Origin of the sequence: Streptomyces piniterrae, from assembly GCF_005048155.1 — a bacterium.
Classification (GTDB): Bacteria; Actinomycetota; Actinomycetes; order Streptomycetales; family Streptomycetaceae; genus Streptomyces; species Streptomyces piniterrae.
The window spans coordinates 316,654-334,803 of record NZ_SUMB01000005.1 but is presented as its reverse complement, the minus strand read 5'-3'; the positions used below and the strand labels follow the sequence as shown (position 1 = coordinate 334,803).

Genomic DNA, 18,150 nt, shown 5'->3' with positions numbered 1-18,150 from the left:
CTCTCGCGCCCGAACGGCACGGGAGGTGCCCCATCGCCTCGCCGTGGAGAAGCAGAGATGACGCAGGGCAAGAAGCGAAAGCACCGTCCGCATCCGGTACCCGCCCCGGCCGCTGACTCCCCGTCAGGCGAGCCGGCGGAGCCCGCCCTTCCGGACCCCACCGCCGCCTTCGACGCCCTCTACGACCGGCACGCCGCCACGCTGACCCGGCAGGCGTATCTGCTCACCGGGCGGCCCCGGCGCGCGCAGCAGGCCGTCGAGCGGGCGTTCCAGCTGGCCTGGCGGCAGTGGCCGGAGGTGGCGCGGGCCCCGGACCCGGCGGCCTGGGTGCGGGCGGCCACCTACGAGGAGGCGCTGTCGCCGTGGCACCGACTGCGGCCCTGGGAGCGGGACTCGCCAAGACCCACGCCCACGGCACCCGCCCCGGCGCCCACAGCCCCCGCCGACCGCGCCCTCCTCGACACACTGTTGGGGCTGCCCGCCCCGTACCGCCGGACGCTGCTGCTGCACGACGGGCTCGGGCTCGGCCTCGGCGAGACCGCGGCCGAACTGGAGGCGAGTACGCCGGCGGCGGGCCGGCGGCTGGCCCATGCGCGCGAGACGGTCGCGCTGCGCCTGCCCGAGCTGGGGCTGGACGCACAGCCGCCGGCCCGCAAGGGCGAGATCCTGCACGACGGGCTCGCCCGACTGGCCGCCGCGCACCCGGTGGCGCCGCCGCCCCCGCGCTCCGTACGGACCGCCAGCGAGCGCGGCACCCGGTGGACCACCCGCGCGGCGCTCGGGCTGACCGGCCTGGTCGTGGCGGCGACCGCGGTCGCGCTGCTCACCGCGCCCGAGAGCCGCACCCCGCCACCGGGGAAGCACGGCGCGACCGCCTCCCCCGGGGCGCGCGCCGAACTCGGGGGCGCGGCCGCGCCGGACGACGGCACCGGGCCGACGAACGGTCACCCGGGCACGGACGCCTCGCCCCCCGCGCCCACACCGCAGCTCACCCAGCCCCCGGAAGCCCGCCTCACGCCGGATTTCCCGTAGCGGGACAAGGAGCTTTCCGATGGGTCGAGAACGGCCGCTGGCCCGTACCCACCAGGGGTTACGGGCCCGCGGCCGAACGACACCGGACGGATCCGGCTGATCCGACTGGCCGAACGTGCGGTCAGCCCTTGAGGAGGTCGCGCGCCAGGCGGGCGGTCTCCGACGGGGTCTTGCCGACCTTGACGCCGGCGGCCTCGAGGGCCTCCTTCTTCGCCTGGGCGGTGCCGGAGGAGCCGGAGACGATGGCGCCGGCGTGGCCCATGGTCTTGCCCTCGGGCGCGGTGAAGCCCGCGACGTAGCCGACGACCGGCTTGGTGACGTTGGCCTTGATGTAGTCGGCCGCACGCTCCTCGGCGTCGCCGCCGATCTCACCGATCATCACGATCAGGTCGGTGTCGGGGTCCGCCTCGAACGCCTCGAGGGCGTCGATGTGCGTGGTGCCGATGACCGGGTCGCCACCGATGCCGACGGCCGACGAGAAGCCGATGTCACGCAGCTCGTACATCATCTGGTAGGTCAGCGTGCCGGACTTCGACACCAGACCGATGCGGCCGGGCTTGGTGATGTCGCCCGGGATGATGCCGGCGTTGGACTGGCCCGGCGTGATGAGGCCGGGGCAGTTCGGGCCGATGATGCGGGTCTTGTTGCCCTTGGACTTCGCGTACGCCCAGAAGGCGGCGGAGTCGTGGACCGCGATGCCCTCGGTGATGACGACGGCGAGGGGGATCTCGGCGTCGATCGCCTCGACGACGGCGGCCTTGGCGAAGGCCGGCGGGACGAAGAGGACGGAGACGTTGGCGCCCGTCTTCTCGATCGCCTCGGCGACGGAGCCGAAGACCGGGACCTCGGTGCCGTCGAAGTCGACGCTGGTGCCGGCCTTGCGCGGGTTCACACCGCCGACGATGTTGGTGCCGTCACCGAGCATCAGCTTGGTGTGCTTCATGCCGGTGGCGCCGGTCATCCCCTGGACGATGACCTTGCTGTCCTTGGTGAGGAAGATAGCCATGGTGTTGGAGTCCCTCGTCCCTTACTTCGCAGCCGCGAGCTCGGCGGCCTTGTCGGCCGCGCCGTCCATGGTGTCCACACGCTGAACGAGCGGGTGGTTGGCGTCGCTCAGGATCTGGCGACCCAGCTCCGCGTTGTTGCCGTCGAGGCGCACGACCAGGGGCTTGGTGACGTTCTCGCCCTTGGACTTGAGCAGCTCCAGGGCCTGGACGATGCCGTTGGCGACCTCGTCGCAGGCGGTGATGCCACCGAAGACGTTGACGAACACGGACTTGACGTCCGGGTCGCCCAGGATGATCTCCAGGCCGTTCGCCATGACCTCGGCGGAGGCGCCGCCACCGATGTCGAGGAAGTTGGCGGGCTTGACGTTGCCGTGGTTCTCGCCGGCGTAGGCGACGACGTCCAGGGTGCTCATGACGAGACCCGCGCCGTTGCCGATGATGCCGACCTCGCCGTCGAGCTTGACGTAGTTGAGGCCCTTGGCCTTGGCCGCGGCTTCGAGCGGGTTAGCCGCGTCCTTGTCCTCCAGCGCCTCGTGCTCCGGCTGGCGGAACTCGGCGTTCTCGTCGAGCGAGACCTTGCCGTCGAGGGCGAGCACGTCGCCGCTCGCGACCTTGGCCAGCGGGTTGACCTCGACGAGGAGCGCGTCCTCGGCGATGAAGGTCTTCCACAGCGTGACGAGGATGTCGGCGACCTGGTCGGCGACCTCGGCCGGGAACTTCGCCGCGGCGACGATCTCCTGGGCCTTCTCCTTGGAGACGCCCTCGTTGGCGTCCACCGGGATCTTGGCGAGCTTCTCGGGGGTCTTCTCCGCGACCTCCTCGATGTCCATGCCGCCCGCGACGGAGGCCATGGCCAGGAAGGTGCGGTTGGTGCGGTCGAGGAGGTACGAGACGTAGTACTCCTCGGCGATCTCCGGAGCGGTCTCGGCGATCATCACCTTGTGGACCGTGTGGCCCTTGATGTCCATGCCGAGGATGTCGGTCGCACGGGCGACCGCCTCGTCCGGGGTCGCGGCCAGCTTCACGCCGCCGGCCTTGCCGCGGCCACCGACCTTCACCTGGGCCTTGACGACCGACTTGCCGCCCAGCCGCTGGGTCGCCTCGCGCGCCGCCTCAGGCGTGTCGATGACTTCACCGGCCAGCACCGGTACACCGTGCTTGGCGAAGAGGTCCCTCGCCTGGTACTCGAACAGGTCCACGCGCGTCCGTCCCTTGTCTACTCAGAATCGCCGTAGTAATCGCGGTTCGTTCTTTGCGATGGGCGTGCCGCGAAGGGCAACGTGACGGCGCTGTCACAGGGGAGGCGTAGCACGGAGTCCGGTACGCGGCATGTCCGTCCGGCAGGTTATCGCCGCAGCACCGAGGTCCCTAAATCGCAGATCACACTCCGGCGGTGATTACGGTCACAGATTTTTCGATCATCAACCGAGTGGATCAACGCGTGGCCTGATTTCGACGATGCCCTGATGGCGGCATCACCTCAGGTGTCGCATGGCGGGCGAGGGGTCCTTCTCGTACACCTGCCCAAGGTGTCCTGAAAGGCCCCTTGACCCTCCAACTCCCCGCAGCGGAGACTGCGTTGAGCACTTACGCATACATACGCATCAGGAGTCACAAGCTTCGGGCTTGGTCCCGTGCAGGCCGGTCGACAGACCGTCCCGCACCGGGTGCAGACGGGGGAACTTGATGGGTTGGCGGGGGGATGCGCGACCGTGGGCACAGGCCGGCCGTGGGCTCTTCCGCACCCGCCACCCCTCCCCCTTCTTCCCGCCCCCCTCCCGGCTTTCTCGATTTCTTGGTGTCCTCGCACTCGGTGCCTGAAGGGATTGGAGGGGGAATGCCGACACATACTGCCAATCGGGGCTACCCCGGCGTTTATGTCGAAGAGCTTCCCAGCAGCATCCGCAGCATCACCACCGTTACGACATCCGTGACCGCCTTCGTCGGACACACCCGGCGCGGCCCGCTCAACCAGCCCGTACGGATCACCAGCTTCGCCGACTTCGAGCGCCGCTTCGGCGGCCTGACCTCGCAGAGCCCGGTCGGCTACGCCGTCCACCAGTTCTTCGGCAACGGCGGCACCGTCGCCGTCATCGTCCGGGTCGCCAAGGCCGGCAGCGGCAAGGCCGCCTGCGTCACCCTGGAGTCCACCGAGGGCCACAGCCAGTGCCCCGTCCTCGAAGTGCACGCCAAGGAGCCCGGCGTCTGGGGCTCCCACCTCCGGGTGGCCGTCGACCACGACACCCCGTGTCCGGACGAAACCTTCAACCTCCAGGTCCTGGACGCCCGCGGCACCGCCCGCGAGGCGTACTCCGGTCTGTCGATGGACCCCGGACACGGCCGCTACGCCGAAACGGTGATCAACGCGGGCTCGTCTCTGATCCGCGTGCAGGTCGTCGGCGAGGGCCGCCCGGACCCGTCCGGCACCGTCTCCAAGGCGTTCCACCACGAACTCCCCGATCTGAACGTCGACCTCACCGTCAAGATCGGCGAGGTGGAGCGCGAGTTCACCCTCTACGACCCGGACTGCGACGGCGAACCGCCCTGCAACGTCACCGAGCTGGCGCTGCTCCTGGAGCACAAGCTGCGCGCGCTCCCCGACGCCCCCGGCAAGCACGCCTTCGCGGGCGTCGAGGTCACCGCGTTCGGCCGCCGCATCCAGGTCGTCGCCGGGTCCACCGACCCCGGCGACGTGGTGCGCTTCGTCGGCGAATGCGCCAACGACCTGGGCCTCGAAGCGTCCGTGAACCCGCCTGTCTTCCCGCTCTGCGGCGGCGAGGACGGCGACCCGCCAGGCCCGCGCGACATCATCGGCAGCGAGTCCCGCAAGAGCGGCCTCCAGGCACTGCGCGACGTCGACGACGTCAATCTGCTCTCCCTGCCCGAGCTCGCCTCGTACGAGTCCACCGACGACATGATCACGGTGCTCTCGGCGGCCGAGCGGCTGTGCCGGGAGCGGCGGATCTTCCTGCTCGCCGACGCGCCCGCCGCCTGGGGCAGTGTGGACGCGGCCCGCGCCGGCATCGCCGCCTTCGACCCGGTGCGCGGAAACCACTCCGCCCTGTACTTCCCGCACCTCCAGCTCACCGACCCGCTCACAGGGCGGCTGCGCTCCTTCCCGCCGTCCGGCGCCATCGCGGGCGTCTTCGCCCGTACGGACAGCGAGCGCGGGGTGTGGAAGGCGCCGGCGGGCACCGAGGCCCGGCTGGCCGGGGTGCACTCCCTCACGGTCAAGCTCACCGACCGCGAGAACGGACTCCTCAACCCGCTGGGCATCAACTCCCTGCGCACCTTCCCGGTGGTCGGCCCGCTGGTCTGGGGCGCCCGCACCCTGGAGGGCGCGGACGCGCTCGACAGCGAGTGGAAGTACGTACCGGTGCGGCGGCTGGCGCTGCACATCGAGGAGAGCCTGCTGCGCGGCCTGCAGTGGGTCGTCTTCGAGCCCAACAACGAACAGCTCTGGCAGCAGATCCGGCTCAACGCCTCCGCGTATCTGCACACCCTCTTCGAGAAGGGCGCCTTCAAGGGCGGCACCCCGCGCCAGGCGTACTTCGTCAAGTGCGACAAGGACACCACCACCGCCGAGGACATCGACAACGGGATCGTGAATGTCGTCGTCGGCATCGCACCCGTGAAGCCCGCCGAGTTCGTGATCGTCAAGATCCAGCAGATGGCCGGCCAGTTCGACGTCCAGTGACGTGCAGGAAAGGAGACGTGAAGGAATCCGATGGCTGAGTTCCAGATCAACGCCCATCGCTTCGACCCGTACAAGAACTTCAAGTTCCTGGTCCTGTGGGACGGCCGTACGGTCGCGGGCGTCAGCAAGATCAGCCCGCTGAAGCGCACCACCGAGGTCGTCAAGCACCGGCACGGCGGCGACCCCAGCTCCCCCCGCAAGTCCCCGGGCCGCTCCGAGTTCGAGGGGATCACCCTGGAGCGCGGGGTCACCCACGACCCGGAGTTCGACCGCTGGGCCAACAAGGTCTGGCAGGTCGGCGCCGGCCTCGGCTCGGAGGTCTCGCTGGCCGACTTCCGCAAGGACATCGTCATCCAGGTCCTCAACGAGGCCGGTCAGGTCGCCGTCTCGCACAAGATCTACCGGTCCTGGCCGAGCGAGTACCAGGTCCTGGGCGAGATGGACGCCAACGCCAACGCCGTCGCCATCCAGAGCCTGAAGCTGGAATGCGAGGGCTGGGAGCGGGACTACGAGGTGCCCGAGCCTGAGGAGCCCTCGTTCACCCACCCGGCCTGACCAGGGGAAGGGGGACGCGGAACGGGGGGTGAGGGATGGCGCTGACGGGGCCCGCCGAGCTGCTGGCCACCTGGGAAGCGGGGCTGGACCGGGACGCACCCGGGCGCGCCCTGCTGCTGCACCGTGCCGCCCGTCCGGAGGCCGGCACCGACACGCTGCTGTCGATGCCCCTCGGCCGCCGCGCGACCGACCTGTTCGCGCTGCGCCGCGTGCTGTTCGGCGAGCGGATGCAGGTGCGGGTCGAATGCGCGGCGTGCGGCGAGGCGATGGAGTTCGACCTCGACGCGTCGCGGTTCGGGGCGGAGGGTCCCGAGGGGCCGGCCGGGGCTGATGGCCCGTCGGGTCCTGATGGCCCGTCGGGTCCTGATGGTGTACCGGACGGTCCGCTGCGGCTGGCGGAGGACGGCTGGGAGATCGAGTTCCGGCTGCCGACCGTCGCCGATCTCGCGGCGGTCGCCCGCGCCGCCGCCGATCCCGCGGCCGCCCTCGACCCTCCGGACCCCCGGGACCTGCTGCTCACCCGCTGCACCGTCTCGGCCGTACGCGCCGGGGAGCCGGTCCCCTCGGACCGGCTCCCCCGCTTCCTCCCCGAGAAGCTCCGCAGGCGTCTCGCCGAGGAGGCGGAACTGGCCGACCCGGCCGCCGACGTCACCCTCAACATCGCCTGCCCCGAATGCGGCGAGGCCACCCCGGCCGAGCTGGACATCGCCGCCTACCTGTGGACCGAACTGGACGCCTGGGCCAGGGACGTGCTCCTCGACGTCCATCTGCTCGCCACCGCGTACGGCTGGAGCGAGCCGGAGATCCTGGCACTCAGCCCGCAACGGCGCCGCTACTACCTGGAGTTGTGCGCAGATGCCTGACCTGCCCGACTACTTCGACCGGCTGCTGGCCCGGCATGCGCCGGCGTCCGCGGCCGGGCCGCTGCCGCCCGGCACGCCAGCGGGCGGCCCGGACGGCGGCGGCGGAGGACGTCCAGCGCGGGTACGGCCCCGGCTGCCGGGGCCCTTCGAGCGGATCGAGGCGCTGCGCGGTGCGCGGGACACCTTCGACGACGAGGCCGCAGTGCCCGCGCTGCTCGCCCCGCCAGCTCCCCAACTCCGGCTGCCCGACGGACCTTTCTCACCTATCGAGCGCGAGGTGCGCACAACGGAGCGGGAGACCGTCCTGCGCACCGGGCCCGCCGTGCGGGACGCCTCGGACGCGCCGGACGGATCCCGGCGGCCGGACGCGCCGCTGCTGCGTCCGGCGGCGTCGCCCGCCCCGCCGGCCCGTCCCGGCTCCGGCACCGAGGGCGTACGGACCGGTCGGCGGACCGCGGCCTCGCCGGGCGACGACGGTACGGCCGGACGGGCGCCCGGGCCCCGCACCGGCCCCCGGGCCGACCGGGCCACCGCCACCGCGTCGCCCGCCACTCCCCTGCAGCCGCGTTCCCACGAGACGGCGGCGCGTACCGCCGCCCGGCAGGCCGCTTCGGGCCGCCGCGGCGGGCGCCCGGCCGAGCGTGTGGTGCACGTACAGATCGGCCGGCTGGAGGTCACCGCGGCGGGCGGCCCGGACCGCACGGCCGCGACCCGCCCCGAGCGGACGGTACGGCCCGGCCCCGCGCTGAGCCTTGCGGACTACCTCTCCCGCGACGAGAAGAGGAACTGACGTCATGAGTAACGCACTCGCCGTCGCGACGGTCACCCAGGCCCTTGCGCTGCTGATCGAGCACAATCTGCACCCCGAGATCGATATGGCCGTCTCGGTGGAGACCCGTAAGCCGCCGGCCGATCCGCCGACCGACCCGACGATCACGGTCTTCCTCTACCAGGTCACCCACAACCCCTCGATGCGCAACAACGACCTGGTCACCCGCGCCTCCGACGGCACACTGCTCAAGCGGCCGGCCGCGGCGATCGATCTGCACTACGTCATCAGCGCGTACGGCGAGGAGACGGAGCTGGTCGGGCAGCGGCTGATCGGCAGCGTCGTCCGCACCCTGCACGAAATACCGGTGCTGCCCAAGGAGTTGATCGAGGAGGCGGCGCAACGTCCGCACCTGGAGGGCAGCGATCTCGCCGAGTCGCTCCAGCGGGTCCGCTTCACGCCGACCCAGATGGACGTCGACGAGACGTCGAAGCTGTGGGGCATGCTCCACAACACTCCGTACTCGCTGTCGGTGGTGTACCAGGCGTCGTTGGTGCTGCTGGACGGGCACCAGAAGCCGGTCCCGGCGAAGCCGGTGCACAAGCCCGATGTGAAGGTGCTGCCCTTCGGGGTGCCGGGGGCACCGGTGCCGCCGGGGGCTGCGGAGGGGCGAGGTGCGGCGGCGGTGCCGCCGATACCCGCGGTGCCGCCGCGGCCGGTGGGGGCGCCCGGGGGAGGGACATCCTCGGAAGGCGGAACGGCTGCCTCAGATGCCGAGTCCGAAGGTGCCAGGTCCGAAGGTGCCAAGGGGGACTCAGCCAAGGGGGACTCAGCCAAGGCGGACAGGGCCAGGGCCCCGGGGCGTAAGGCGGGAGGCGGGGCGCGGTCCGGGCGTAGCGGCGGCGGGGCGTCGACGCAGGCGGCGCGTAAGGCCGCGGCCGGCGTCGGCGGCGGCCGGGCCGCCAGGAAGGCGCCCACCAAACGGGAGGCACCGGTCAAACGGGAGGCACCTGTCAAACGGGAGACGCCGGCCAAGAGGGAATCGTCCGCCCGGCCGGAGACGCCGGCCAAGAGCGCGGACTCCGGCTCATCATCCGGCGCCGGCGCCGCCTCCGACTCCGTTGCCGACAAGGAGGGCTGAGCGGGGTGAACGCCTTCACGGGGGACGAGCGGACGGCGGACGGCCAGGCACTGACCGCCGCCCTGGCGGCCGTCCTCGCACGCCTCGACACCCACGCCGCCCGAGCAACCCGTACGCCCGACCAGTCCACCGACCAGCCCACCGACCAGTCAGCCGACCAGCCCCCTGAACATCCCCCCACCTCCGCCGGCTCGCCCCCCACCCTCGAAACCCTCGTCTCCTGCTTCGGCCTGAGCGACTTCGAGCGGGACATCGTGCTGCTCGCCGCCGCGGCCGAGCTGGACCCCACCACCGCGTCCCGGTGCGCCGCGGCGAGCGGCGACCCCGAGCGCGCGTACCCCACCTTCTCCCTCGCGCTGGCCGCCCTCGGCGACCCGCACTGGAGCGCGCTCACCCCCGTCGCCCCGCTGCGCCGCTGGCGGCTGCTCGACCTGGACGACGAGACCCGTCTCACCACCACCCGCCTCCGGCTGGACGAACGGATCCTGCACTTCCTGGTCGGCTCGCCGTACCTGGACGCCAAGCTGCACGGACTGCTGCGCCGCACCACCGCCCCCGGGGCGCTTCCCCCCTCCTACGACCTGGCCGCCGACCGGGTCGCCGCGGGCTGGGCGGGCTCCGGCCCGGACGCGCCGCTCCGCGTCGAGCTGGTCGACGGCGATCTGCGCAGCCGCGCCGACATCGCCGCCACCGCCGCCCGCCGCTCGGGCCTCGGGCTGTACTCCATGGCCGCCGACGACATACCGACCGACGCCGCCGAACGCGACCGGCTGGCCCGGCTCTGGCAACGGGAGGCGATCCTCCTTCCCGCCGCTCTCCTCGTCGAGGTCGGGGAGATGGACCGGGACCAGCACGCCGCGGCCGACGCGTTCATCGCGGGAGCCGCCGTACCCCTCGTCGTCTCCAGCCCGGACCCGCGGCAGACCGCCCAGCCGCGCGGCGAGCGGGTCACCGTCCCGAAGCTCTCCGACGAGGAGCAGCTCGGACTGTGGACGACCGCGTTCGCCGACGTACCAGAAGTGACGGAACGTCATCTCCAGTCCCTGGTGGCCCAGTTCCAGCTCCCGCCGCATGTCGTACGGTCCGCGGCCGCCGCCGTACGCCGCGACCTTCCCACCTCGTCCGCACCCCTGGACGCCGCCGAGCTGGCCTGGCAGGCCGGCCTCACCGAGGCCCGGATGGGCCTGGACGAGCTGGGCCGCCGTATCGAACCGCGCGCCGGCTGGGACGACCTCGTCCTCGCCGACCGGCAGTTACGCATCCTCCAGGAGATCGTCGCGCACGTACGGCAGCGCAGCACCGTCTACCAGGACTGGGGCTTCGCGAAGGCGCTGCGCAGCGGTCTCGGCGTGACGGCGTTGTTCGCGGGCGGATCCGGCACCGGCAAGACCCTGGCCGCCGAGGTCATGGCCAAGGAACTCGGCCTGGACCTCTTCATCATCGATCTCTCCCAGGTCGTCAGCAAATACATCGGCGAGACCGAGAAGAACCTGAGCCGGGTCTTCGACGCCGCGGAGCGGGGCGGTGCGCTGCTCCTCTTCGACGAGGCGGACGCGCTCTTCGGGAAGCGCAGCGAGGTCAAGGACAGCCACGACCGCTACGCCAACCTGGAGGTCAGCTACCTCCTGATGCGCATGGAGGCGTACCGGGGCCTCGCCGTCCTGACCACCAACATGAAGAAGGCCCTGGACTCGGCGTTCATGCGCCGCATCCGCTTCGTCGTCGACTTCCCCTTCCCGGGGGAGAAGGAGCGCGCCGAGATCTGGCGCCGCGTCCTCCCCGCCCAAGCCCCCATGAAGGGCATCGAGCCTTCCCTCCTCGCCCAACTCACCGTCGCCGGGGGGTCGATCCGCAACATCGCCCTCTCGGGCGCCTTCCTCGCCGCGGAAGAGGGCGACCGCCTCCAGATGCGCCACATGCTGGCGGCCGCCCGTACCGAATACCTGAAGCTGGAACGCTCCTTGACGCCGTCGGAGGTCCAAGGATGGGTCTGAGCGAAGCCGGGAAACCCGGCCCCGGGACGGAGTCCGCACCGCAGTCCTTCCGTATCGACATCGGGGAACTGGTGCTGGACGGTTTCGACGCGCGCGTGGACCCGGACCGCGTGACGGCGTCCTTCGAACGCGAGCTGGCCCGGCTCGTCCACGAGCGCGGGGTGCCAATGGCGGCGGACGGTACGACGGACGTGGCGCTGGACGGACTGTCCGGCCTCCCGCCCCTGCCCTCCACCGCCTCCCCCACAAGGCTCGGTGAGGCACTGGCGCGCGCGGTGCACGCGGGGCTGACAGGACGCGGGGAGGTGCGATGAGTACCTCACAGACCGCTCAGGACGCTCGTTCGGCGGCCAACGACAAGCGCCGCAAGCGCAAGGAACGTTCCGCCAAGTCCCGCACCCCGGAACCGAAGGACATCGTCAGCGGCGCCGGCCAGCCGCTCGACCTCGGCGTCCGCCGCGAACTGGAAGAACAGCTCGGCCACGACTTCAGCCAGGTCCGCCTGCACACCGACCGCGACTCCGGCCGGCTGGCGGAGATGATGGGCGCCGATGCCTTCGCCGTCGGCCAGGACATCTTCTTCCGCGAGGGTGCGTTCCGGCCGGGCACGGCCGACGGGCAGCGTCTGCTGGCCCATGAACTCCTCCACACCGTCCAGAACCCGCATGGGCTCGGCGCTCTGCGGGCGGGCCGCGACCTGGGCTCGGTCAGCCTCCCCCAGGAGTCGATCGAGCGGGAGGCGGAGTCGGCGGCGCAGGCTTCGGTGCTGGGGGCGCTGCGGGGGTCCGTACGCCCCGAGGAGCCGGCGGCGGAGGTCGAGGAGGGGCAGGCCACGCCGGGCTGGCTGCGGTACGCGACGGTCGACGCGGACCGTGCGCGTATGGAGAAGGTGGACCCCGCGACGCTGGTGGACCGGCTGGCGAACGGGGTGCTGCGCTCGCTGCGGGGCGACCCGGCCGACGTGTCGGGCCGCGTACGCATGCAACTCGCCCGCATGGGGCCCGAGTTGCGGGACTCGGTGCTGGACCGGCTGGAGGTGCGGCTGCTCTCGCCGGAGTACGAGCGGCTGCTGGATCTGACGGACGCGGCAGAGCTAGGGCCGCTCGGTCTGGGGCCCTCGAACGCGCCGGAGCCGGTCCCGGACGTGATCGATCTGCTCCAGGACGAGCGGGCGGCGGAGGCGGGCCGTAGCGAGGGCGAGAAGAAGTCCCAGGAGGCGCGGGACGAGGACGCCGCCGAGGAGAAGAAGGACGCCAAGGGCCGGGACGGCGAGCGCGAGAAGGAACAGTCCCGGGCACAGCGGGACGCCTCGGCGGAGGAGAAGGAAGCCGGCGAGCGGAAGGCGAAGGAGGACGAGCGGGCCGAGGAGCTCGCCGACTCCAAGAAGGAACAGCAGCAGGAAGAGGAGAAGCAGGGCGAGGAACGCGAGAAGGCGGACCAGGCCGACGCGGAGAAGGCCCAGGAGGGGCAGGAGGGCGCCGAGCGCACCAAGGAGGAGCGCAAGGAGCAGCGTGAGCGCGAGGAGCAGGACCCCGAGCAGGCGAACCGGCCGGGGGCCGACAAGCGCAAGCGCAAGGACGACGAGAAGAAGCCCGCGAACGGATCCAAGCAGGAAGAGCTCGACAAGAAAAAGAAGGAGCAGCAGGGGCCGGTCCGTCCGGAGAAGGTAGACGAACGGGCCGAGCAGCGTGACAGCGCCCTGTCCGAGCACGGTCTGCACGAGAAGGACGAGGACGAGGGCGAGCCGCGCGAGGAAGAGCAGCCGATCGGGCTGGAGGCCGGCGCGGACAAGGAGGTCCACGGCGGCGAGGAGGACAAGCGGGGCGGCGGCGCGGGCAAGGGCGAGGCGGAGCTGAAGCCCGAGGACTACCTGCCGGACAGTGACCCCGACCTCTCCTCCGTACCGACGGCGGAGAACCCCGCGGCCTCCATGCCGTCCTTCCCCGCTCCCCCGCCCACCAAGGCGGAGAAGATCCAGAAGGACCGGGAGAACGACGCCGACGAGGAAGAGGACGAGGACGCGCCGGAGGCCGAGGCCAAGGCGCCGGGCGAGGAGCGCGGGCCCGTCGAGGGCGAGGCCCCGCAGCCCGAGCACGGCCCGGCGGCCGAGGCGCCCGACCGCAGCGAGAAGGACCTCCAGCCGGAGAAGCCGGTCGAGCAGGAGGTCGGCCCCGACCCGGAGAACGAGGACAAGCCGGAGCCGGAGCAGGAGGCCGAGGAGAAGAAGGACCCCGAGCAGCAGCAGGACCAGGACGAGGACGGCGCCAAGGCCGCCAAGCAGGACGCCGCCGACAAGGACGCGGAGCGGGACGAGAAGTCGGGCGACGGCGAAGAGGCACCGGACGCCAAGGAAGCCCAGGACGAGCAGCAGGAGAAGAAGGACCAGGACGAGCACGAGGAGAAGAAGGAGGCCAAGGGCCAGCCGGAGGGCGCGGCGACGGAGAAACCGGCCGGTGCCGCTGGCTCGGGGGCTTCCGCCGGTCCCGGTCCTGGTCCGGCGGCCGCTTCGCTCGCGCCGCCGGCCGGTGCACACACCGAGAAGACGTCCGCCCAGGACCGGCACCCCTCACCTGCCGTACGACGTGCCGTGGGGCCCGTACGTGGTGAGCGCGAGGCGCCGGCGCCCAAGAGCGCGGTGCCCAAGGAGGCCGGGCCGGGGGCGGCGCCCAGTGGCACGGTCGGCGACACCGAACCCGCCGCCGCGCCCAAGGCCGCGGCGGGCCCCGGCGGTGCGCCCTCCCCCGCCCAGGCCGCGGTCGGTCCGGCGGCCGAACAGACCGAGAACCCCGGGAAGATGGGCGCGCCCGCGCCCGAGGGCGCCAAGGCCCAGCCCGACGCCTCACTGGAGAAGGACGGGGGCGGCTGCGCCCCGCCGGAGCCCGCGGCGGAGAAGGAGGAAAAGGGCGGCTCATGCGGTGGGGGCGGCGGCGGTGAGCAGGCCTCCGAGGAGAAGAAGGAAGAACCCCCGGACGTCTCGGGGCAGGACCCCAAGGCCGCGCTCAGCACCGTCAGCAAGCTCTCGCCCGACCAGGCGCAGGCCGCCATGCCCGGCGTGGACGGGGCGGCGGACAAGAAGATCAACCAGGAGCAGAAGCGCCTGGAGGCCAATCCGCCCAAGCGGGAGCGGCCTTCGGGCGCGCCCCAGACGCAGTCCTCGCCTCCGGAGGCCGAGGCGCCGGAGACGGCGGTCAGCGGAAAGCTGGAGAAGGTCGGGCCGGAGGACCAGGGCGAGAAGCAGCGGGCCAAGGGCAGCGAAAAGGCCCAGGGCGCCAAGCCCACCGACAACGTCAAGACGCCGGTGCTGCCGCCCAGCAAGGACGGCAAGCTGACGGAGGGCGACGCCAAGAGCGTCGAGGCCGCGGCGGACAAGGTGCCGACCACCGATCCCGAACTCCGCAACAAGACGGTCGGCCCCGCCCCCAAGATCAAGCTGGAGGGCGAGAGCGACCCGCAGCGTACGGACAAGCAGGCGGAGAAGCTCAAGGACAAGCAGGGCAAGATCCAGGAGACCGGCCGGGCGGACGCGTCCAAGCCGATGGGCGAGGACAAGATCTTCCCCAACGCACCCAAGGAACAGCTGACCGGCAAGGCGTCCGGGCGCGCGGGCGGCGGCGGTGGCGGCCGGCAGTCGGCCGGGGGTGCGGCGAAGTCGCACGTCGGCATCGTCGCCAAGCAGGAACGCGGCGGCGAACTCAAGAGCGGTGCGGCCCAGTCGCAGACCGACATGGCCGCCAAGGAAAAGGAACACCAGCAGGGCGAGCAGAAGTCGAAGCAGGAAAAGCAGCAGGAGATCGACAACGAGGTCGCGCGCAATGCCGAGCAGCAGACGGCGGAGCGCGGCCGGGCCGCCGAGCAGACCGGCAAGGAGCGTCAGAACTGGCGCGACGAGCAGGACAAGAAGATCGAGAAGGCCGACAAGGACACGGACAAGGAGCACAAGGACGGCAACCAGAAGATAACCAAGGAGCGGGACGCCAAGGACAAGGAGGTCGATGACCGCAAGAACAACGACAACAAGGACATCGACACCAAGGCCGACCAGGCGGAGAAGGACGCCAAGAAGAAGAAGGAAGAGAAGAAGGGCGAGTCCGGCGGCCTCTTCGGCAAAATCCTCGACGCGGTCGGCGACTTCTTCAAGGGCCTCCTGGACGCGGTCACGGCCGTCTTCGACGCCGCCCGCAAAGCCATCAACAGCGTCATCGACAAATTCAAGGAGTTCGCGAACAAGGCGATCGACGCGGTCCGCGACCTCGCCATCAAGGCCATCACCGCCGTCGCCGACGCCCTCATCGCTATCGGCGACGTCCTCCTGGCCGCCTTCCCCGAACTCCGCGACAAGTTCCGCAAGGCCATCGAGGGCCTGCGCGACGCGGCCATCGCCACGGTCAACAAACTGGCCGACGGCCTGAAGAAGGCCGTCAACACCCTCCTCGACGCCCTGGCGGCGGGCCTCAACGCCCTCCTCACCGTCCTCGAATTCGCCATCAAGGCGGTCATCAAGGCGTACCAGGCCGTCATCACCGCCGCCATCAAATTCGCCCAGGCGGCCATCGAAGCCCTCGGCAAGTTCGCGGCCCTGGTCGCCGACATCGCCCCCGACCCGGGCGGCTGGCTGAAGAAGGCGGGCAGCGCCGCCAAGACCGGCATCCAGGAACACCTCTGGGGCGCCATCAAGACGGCCGTCAAGCAGTGGTTCGACGCCAAGGTCGAAGGCATCCTGGGCCTCGGCAAGGCCGTCATCAACGTCCTGGTCAAGGACTGTATGTCCTTGAAGCAGATCGGCAAGATGGCCTGGGACGCGATCATCGCGTCCCTCCCGATGATGATCGCCTCACTCGTCATCGAAAAACTCGTCTCGATGATCGTTCCCGCGGCGGGCGCAATCCTCACCATCGTCCAGGGCCTGATGGCCGCCTGGCAGAGCATCAGCTCCATCCTCTCGGCCTTCAGCAAGTTCTTCGCCTACCTCAAGGCGGTCAAGGCGGGCCCGGCCGCCTGCCTCTTCGCCGAGGCGGTGGCGGCCGGTGTGGTCGCCCTCCTGGACTTCATCAGCAACTTCCTCATGATCCGCCTGTCCTCGGCGACCAAGGGCGTCGGCAAACGCCTCAAGGGCATAGCCCAGAAAATCACCGCCGGCCTCAAGAAAACCGGCAAGGGCGCCCGCAAGGCCGCCGGCAAGGCCGTCAACTCCGCCAAGGCAGCCGCCCGCAAGGCAGCACAGGCTCTTCGCAAGCCTGCCGGCCCCGCCAAGCCCAAGGGCCCGCGTCTCCCCGACCGTCCGGGCAAGTCCACCGACCGCACCCCCGGCGGCACCCACCCCAAACACCAGCCCAAGACCCACCCCACCGGCCGCCCCACAAGCAAAACCCCGGACCCGTCCAAGAAGAAGCACGAGGACGAGGTCGAGGCGAAGAAGACCAAGGACGAGACCACTTCACCCAACAAGCGCCCGGACAAGGAAAGCCCGGACACCAAGCCGAACAAGGACAGAACTCCGGACACGGACGGCCCGTCCAAGAAGCCTGACAAGGACGGCGCGAAGGACAAGGACGCCCCGGACAGCAAGAAGGACAGGACTCCGGACAAGGACGGGCCGGACAAGAAGTCCGACAAGGGCAGCCCAGACGCCAAGAAGGACAAGAAGCCCGACAAGCCGTCCAAGAAGAAGGAGACCGAGGCCCCCAAGCGCGCCAAGCCGCGCAAGCCGAAGTCCCCGCTGGGCCGCGCCCTCAACAAGATCAAGGGCAAGGTCAAGTCCGCCCTCAAGAAGGTCCGCAACGCCGGCAAGGCCCTCGGCAAGAAACTCCGCAAGTCCAAGGTAGGCAAGGCCCTCAAGAACACGGCCGTAAAATCCCGTGAAATCTTCAAGAGGAAGCACGAAAAGTTCCGCGACAACAAGAGGCGCGCTGCGGACCAAAGGAAGAATGCCCGCCAGGAGCGGAAGAAGAAGGAAAATTCCAGAGAGTCGAAGGAAAGTCGCCTACAGAAGATCGTCAGTCGGATCAGGCCGACGCTCCAGACACTCCTCAAAAAGGGCATATATCGGCCGATCATGACTGGCACGCTCAAGGGGCTTCGTGCGTGGTATCGACTGACTTCACTCGATCTCCACGGCATCAACAAGGGAGACATCACTGCCCGTCTGAACCCTGAACGCAAGTCGAACGATTTCTACGAGTCCGACGAAACTCCGCCGGAGTTGCAGGACAAGGCGCCCTCGAAGAGCCCGGAAGAAGTCGACCGCGAGGAAGAGCAGGCGGAGCAGCAGAAGCACGAAGGAGAAGCTGCCAGGCTGCGCGACGGGGATGGTTCCACGCCCGCGACGCGCCCGACACGCCAGAAGAAGAAACAAGGCAAGGAGCGGTCAGGGAAGGACGCAAACCGCGAGAGCCGGCGACGAGACGAAGGCGTCGGCGAACGTGCATCGGAAACGGAGCCTCCGGGCTCAACATCGGGGACCGAGGACCGGCTGACATCCAAGAATGTCGGAAGGGCGAAGGGAAACAAGCCAGACCGGACGCCGAAACCGAACAACAGGTCGGCTTGGAAGAAGTACACCGGCAAGGCGAGAAAAAAGATACAGCGCACCCAGAAGCGCCTTAAGCTTGCCTACCGTCAATTCCGGGCCAATAGGATCAAGGGACCGACGGTGAAGGTTTACCGGGTGGAAGGTCCAGGAAACAAGCGAGTCTTCATCAAGCCCGACGGCACAGTCCGGGTCAGGAATACCAAGCGGGCCCTGTTCCTCAGCTTTGGCCAGTATGGACGCGCCAAGGACTTTCTGCGCAAGCGCAAAAAACAAGGCCACGCCGACGACGTCATCACAGAATTCAAGGTCAAATTTGAGTATCTAGAAAAACTCCGCCGCGAGTCATTGACAGAACGCGAGGTGGGCGATAGCGGTGCTACGCTTGTCGTCGACAGGAGGGACGCACCCGATCAGTACGGCTTGAGAACAAAGGAGCATTTCGCCGAACTTTTCGAAAACATCGAAGACGGAAGTGGAGTAATCCACGATGACTGACAATGAGCGGGCTCGCCTCCACGGCTCCCCAACAGAGAGAGACGTAAATAAAGCACAAGCGATCCAGG

The 18,150-nt window shown here is 70.1% G+C and carries 11 protein-coding genes; 9 read left to right on the top strand and 2 right to left on the bottom strand.

Annotated features, from left to right (window positions below; genetic code table 11):
• The first annotated feature begins 57 nt into the window (after positions 1-57).
• Entirely contained in the window at positions 58-1,032 is a 975-nt protein-coding gene (locus tag FCH28_RS17755) for a sigma factor-like helix-turn-helix DNA-binding protein (RefSeq protein WP_136741016.1), read from the top strand.
• 121 nt (positions 1,033-1,153) lie between these two features.
• Here the strand turns inward: FCH28_RS17755 and sucD are convergent, their stop codons facing one another.
• Complete coding sequence (gene sucD / locus FCH28_RS17750; RefSeq protein WP_136741015.1) at positions 1,154-2,038, bottom strand: succinate--CoA ligase subunit alpha; 885 nt, start codon at positions 2,036-2,038, stop codon at positions 1,154-1,156.
• 21 nt (positions 2,039-2,059) lie between these two features.
• Positions 2,060-3,238 (bottom strand): ADP-forming succinate--CoA ligase subunit beta, encoded by a 1,179-nt coding sequence (gene sucC, locus FCH28_RS17745; RefSeq protein ID WP_136741014.1) that lies wholly within the window; start codon positions 3,236-3,238, stop codon positions 2,060-2,062.
• A 638-nt stretch (positions 3,239-3,876) separates the two neighbouring features.
• Here sucC and FCH28_RS17740 point away from each other — a divergent pair.
• From FCH28_RS17740 to FCH28_RS17705, 8 genes are read left to right on the top strand one after another with little or no spacing between them, the layout of a single operon-like run.
• Positions 3,877-5,736: a phage tail sheath family protein gene (locus tag FCH28_RS17740; RefSeq protein ID WP_136741013.1), complete on the top strand. Its 1,860-nt coding sequence runs from the start codon at positions 3,877-3,879 to the stop codon at positions 5,734-5,736.
• A gap of 30 nt (positions 5,737-5,766) precedes the next feature.
• Entirely contained in the window at positions 5,767-6,291 is a 525-nt protein-coding gene (locus tag FCH28_RS17735; RefSeq protein WP_136741012.1) for a phage tail protein, read from the top strand.
• A 35-nt stretch (positions 6,292-6,326) separates the two neighbouring features.
• The gene (locus tag FCH28_RS17730; protein ID WP_136741011.1) at positions 6,327-7,154 is read left to right on the top strand and encodes a T4 family baseplate hub assembly chaperone; all 828 of its coding nucleotides are present in this window, start codon (positions 6,327-6,329) and stop codon (positions 7,152-7,154) included.
• Entirely contained in the window at positions 7,147-7,944 is a 798-nt protein-coding gene (locus FCH28_RS17725) for a hypothetical protein (protein ID WP_136741010.1), read from the top strand. The genes FCH28_RS17730 and FCH28_RS17725 overlap by 8 nt, the downstream gene beginning before the upstream one ends.
• Positions 7,945-7,948: 4 nt before the next feature.
• Positions 7,949-9,064 (top strand): Pvc16 family protein, encoded by a 1,116-nt coding sequence (locus tag FCH28_RS17720; RefSeq protein ID WP_136741009.1) that lies wholly within the window; start codon positions 7,949-7,951, stop codon positions 9,062-9,064.
• Positions 9,065-9,069: 5 nt separating this feature from the next.
• Positions 9,070-11,058, top strand: a complete 1,989-nt coding sequence (locus FCH28_RS17715; protein WP_246102942.1) for an ATP-binding protein — start codon at positions 9,070-9,072, stop codon at positions 11,056-11,058.
• Entirely contained in the window at positions 11,049-11,372 is a 324-nt protein-coding gene (locus FCH28_RS17710) for a hypothetical protein (RefSeq protein ID WP_136741007.1), read from the top strand. Before FCH28_RS17715 ends, FCH28_RS17710 begins: the two co-directional genes overlap by 10 nt.
• Positions 11,369-18,082, top strand: coding sequence for an eCIS core domain-containing protein (locus tag FCH28_RS17705; RefSeq protein WP_136741006.1), 6,714 nt, complete (start codon positions 11,369-11,371; stop codon positions 18,080-18,082). Before FCH28_RS17710 ends, FCH28_RS17705 begins: the two co-directional genes overlap by 4 nt.
• Positions 18,083-18,150: the final 68 nt, after the last annotated feature.

Bases quoted from the DNA above. Each gene is read 5' to 3' on its own strand.
- FCH28_RS17725 (WP_136741010.1), top strand. From the start codon at position 7,147: ATGCCTGACCTGCCCGACTACTTCGACCGGCTGCTGGCCCGGCATGCG.
- FCH28_RS17710 (WP_136741007.1), top strand. From the start codon at position 11,049: ATGGGTCTGAGCGAAGCCGGGAAACCCGGCCCCGGGACGGAGTCCGCA.
- FCH28_RS17740 (WP_136741013.1), top strand. From the start codon at position 3,877: ATGCCGACACATACTGCCAATCGGGGCTACCCCGGCGTTTATGTCGAA.
- FCH28_RS17755 (WP_136741016.1), top strand. From the start codon at position 58: ATGACGCAGGGCAAGAAGCGAAAGCACCGTCCGCATCCGGTACCCGCC.
- FCH28_RS17720 (WP_136741009.1), top strand. From the start codon at position 7,949: ATGAGTAACGCACTCGCCGTCGCGACGGTCACCCAGGCCCTTGCGCTG.
- FCH28_RS17735 (WP_136741012.1), top strand. From the start codon at position 5,767: ATGGCTGAGTTCCAGATCAACGCCCATCGCTTCGACCCGTACAAGAAC.
- FCH28_RS17705 (WP_136741006.1), top strand. From the start codon at position 11,369: ATGAGTACCTCACAGACCGCTCAGGACGCTCGTTCGGCGGCCAACGAC.
- sucD (WP_136741015.1), bottom strand. From the start codon at position 2,038: ATGGCTATCTTCCTCACCAAGGACAGCAAGGTCATCGTCCAGGGGATG.
- FCH28_RS17730 (WP_136741011.1), top strand. From the start codon at position 6,327: ATGGCGCTGACGGGGCCCGCCGAGCTGCTGGCCACCTGGGAAGCGGGG.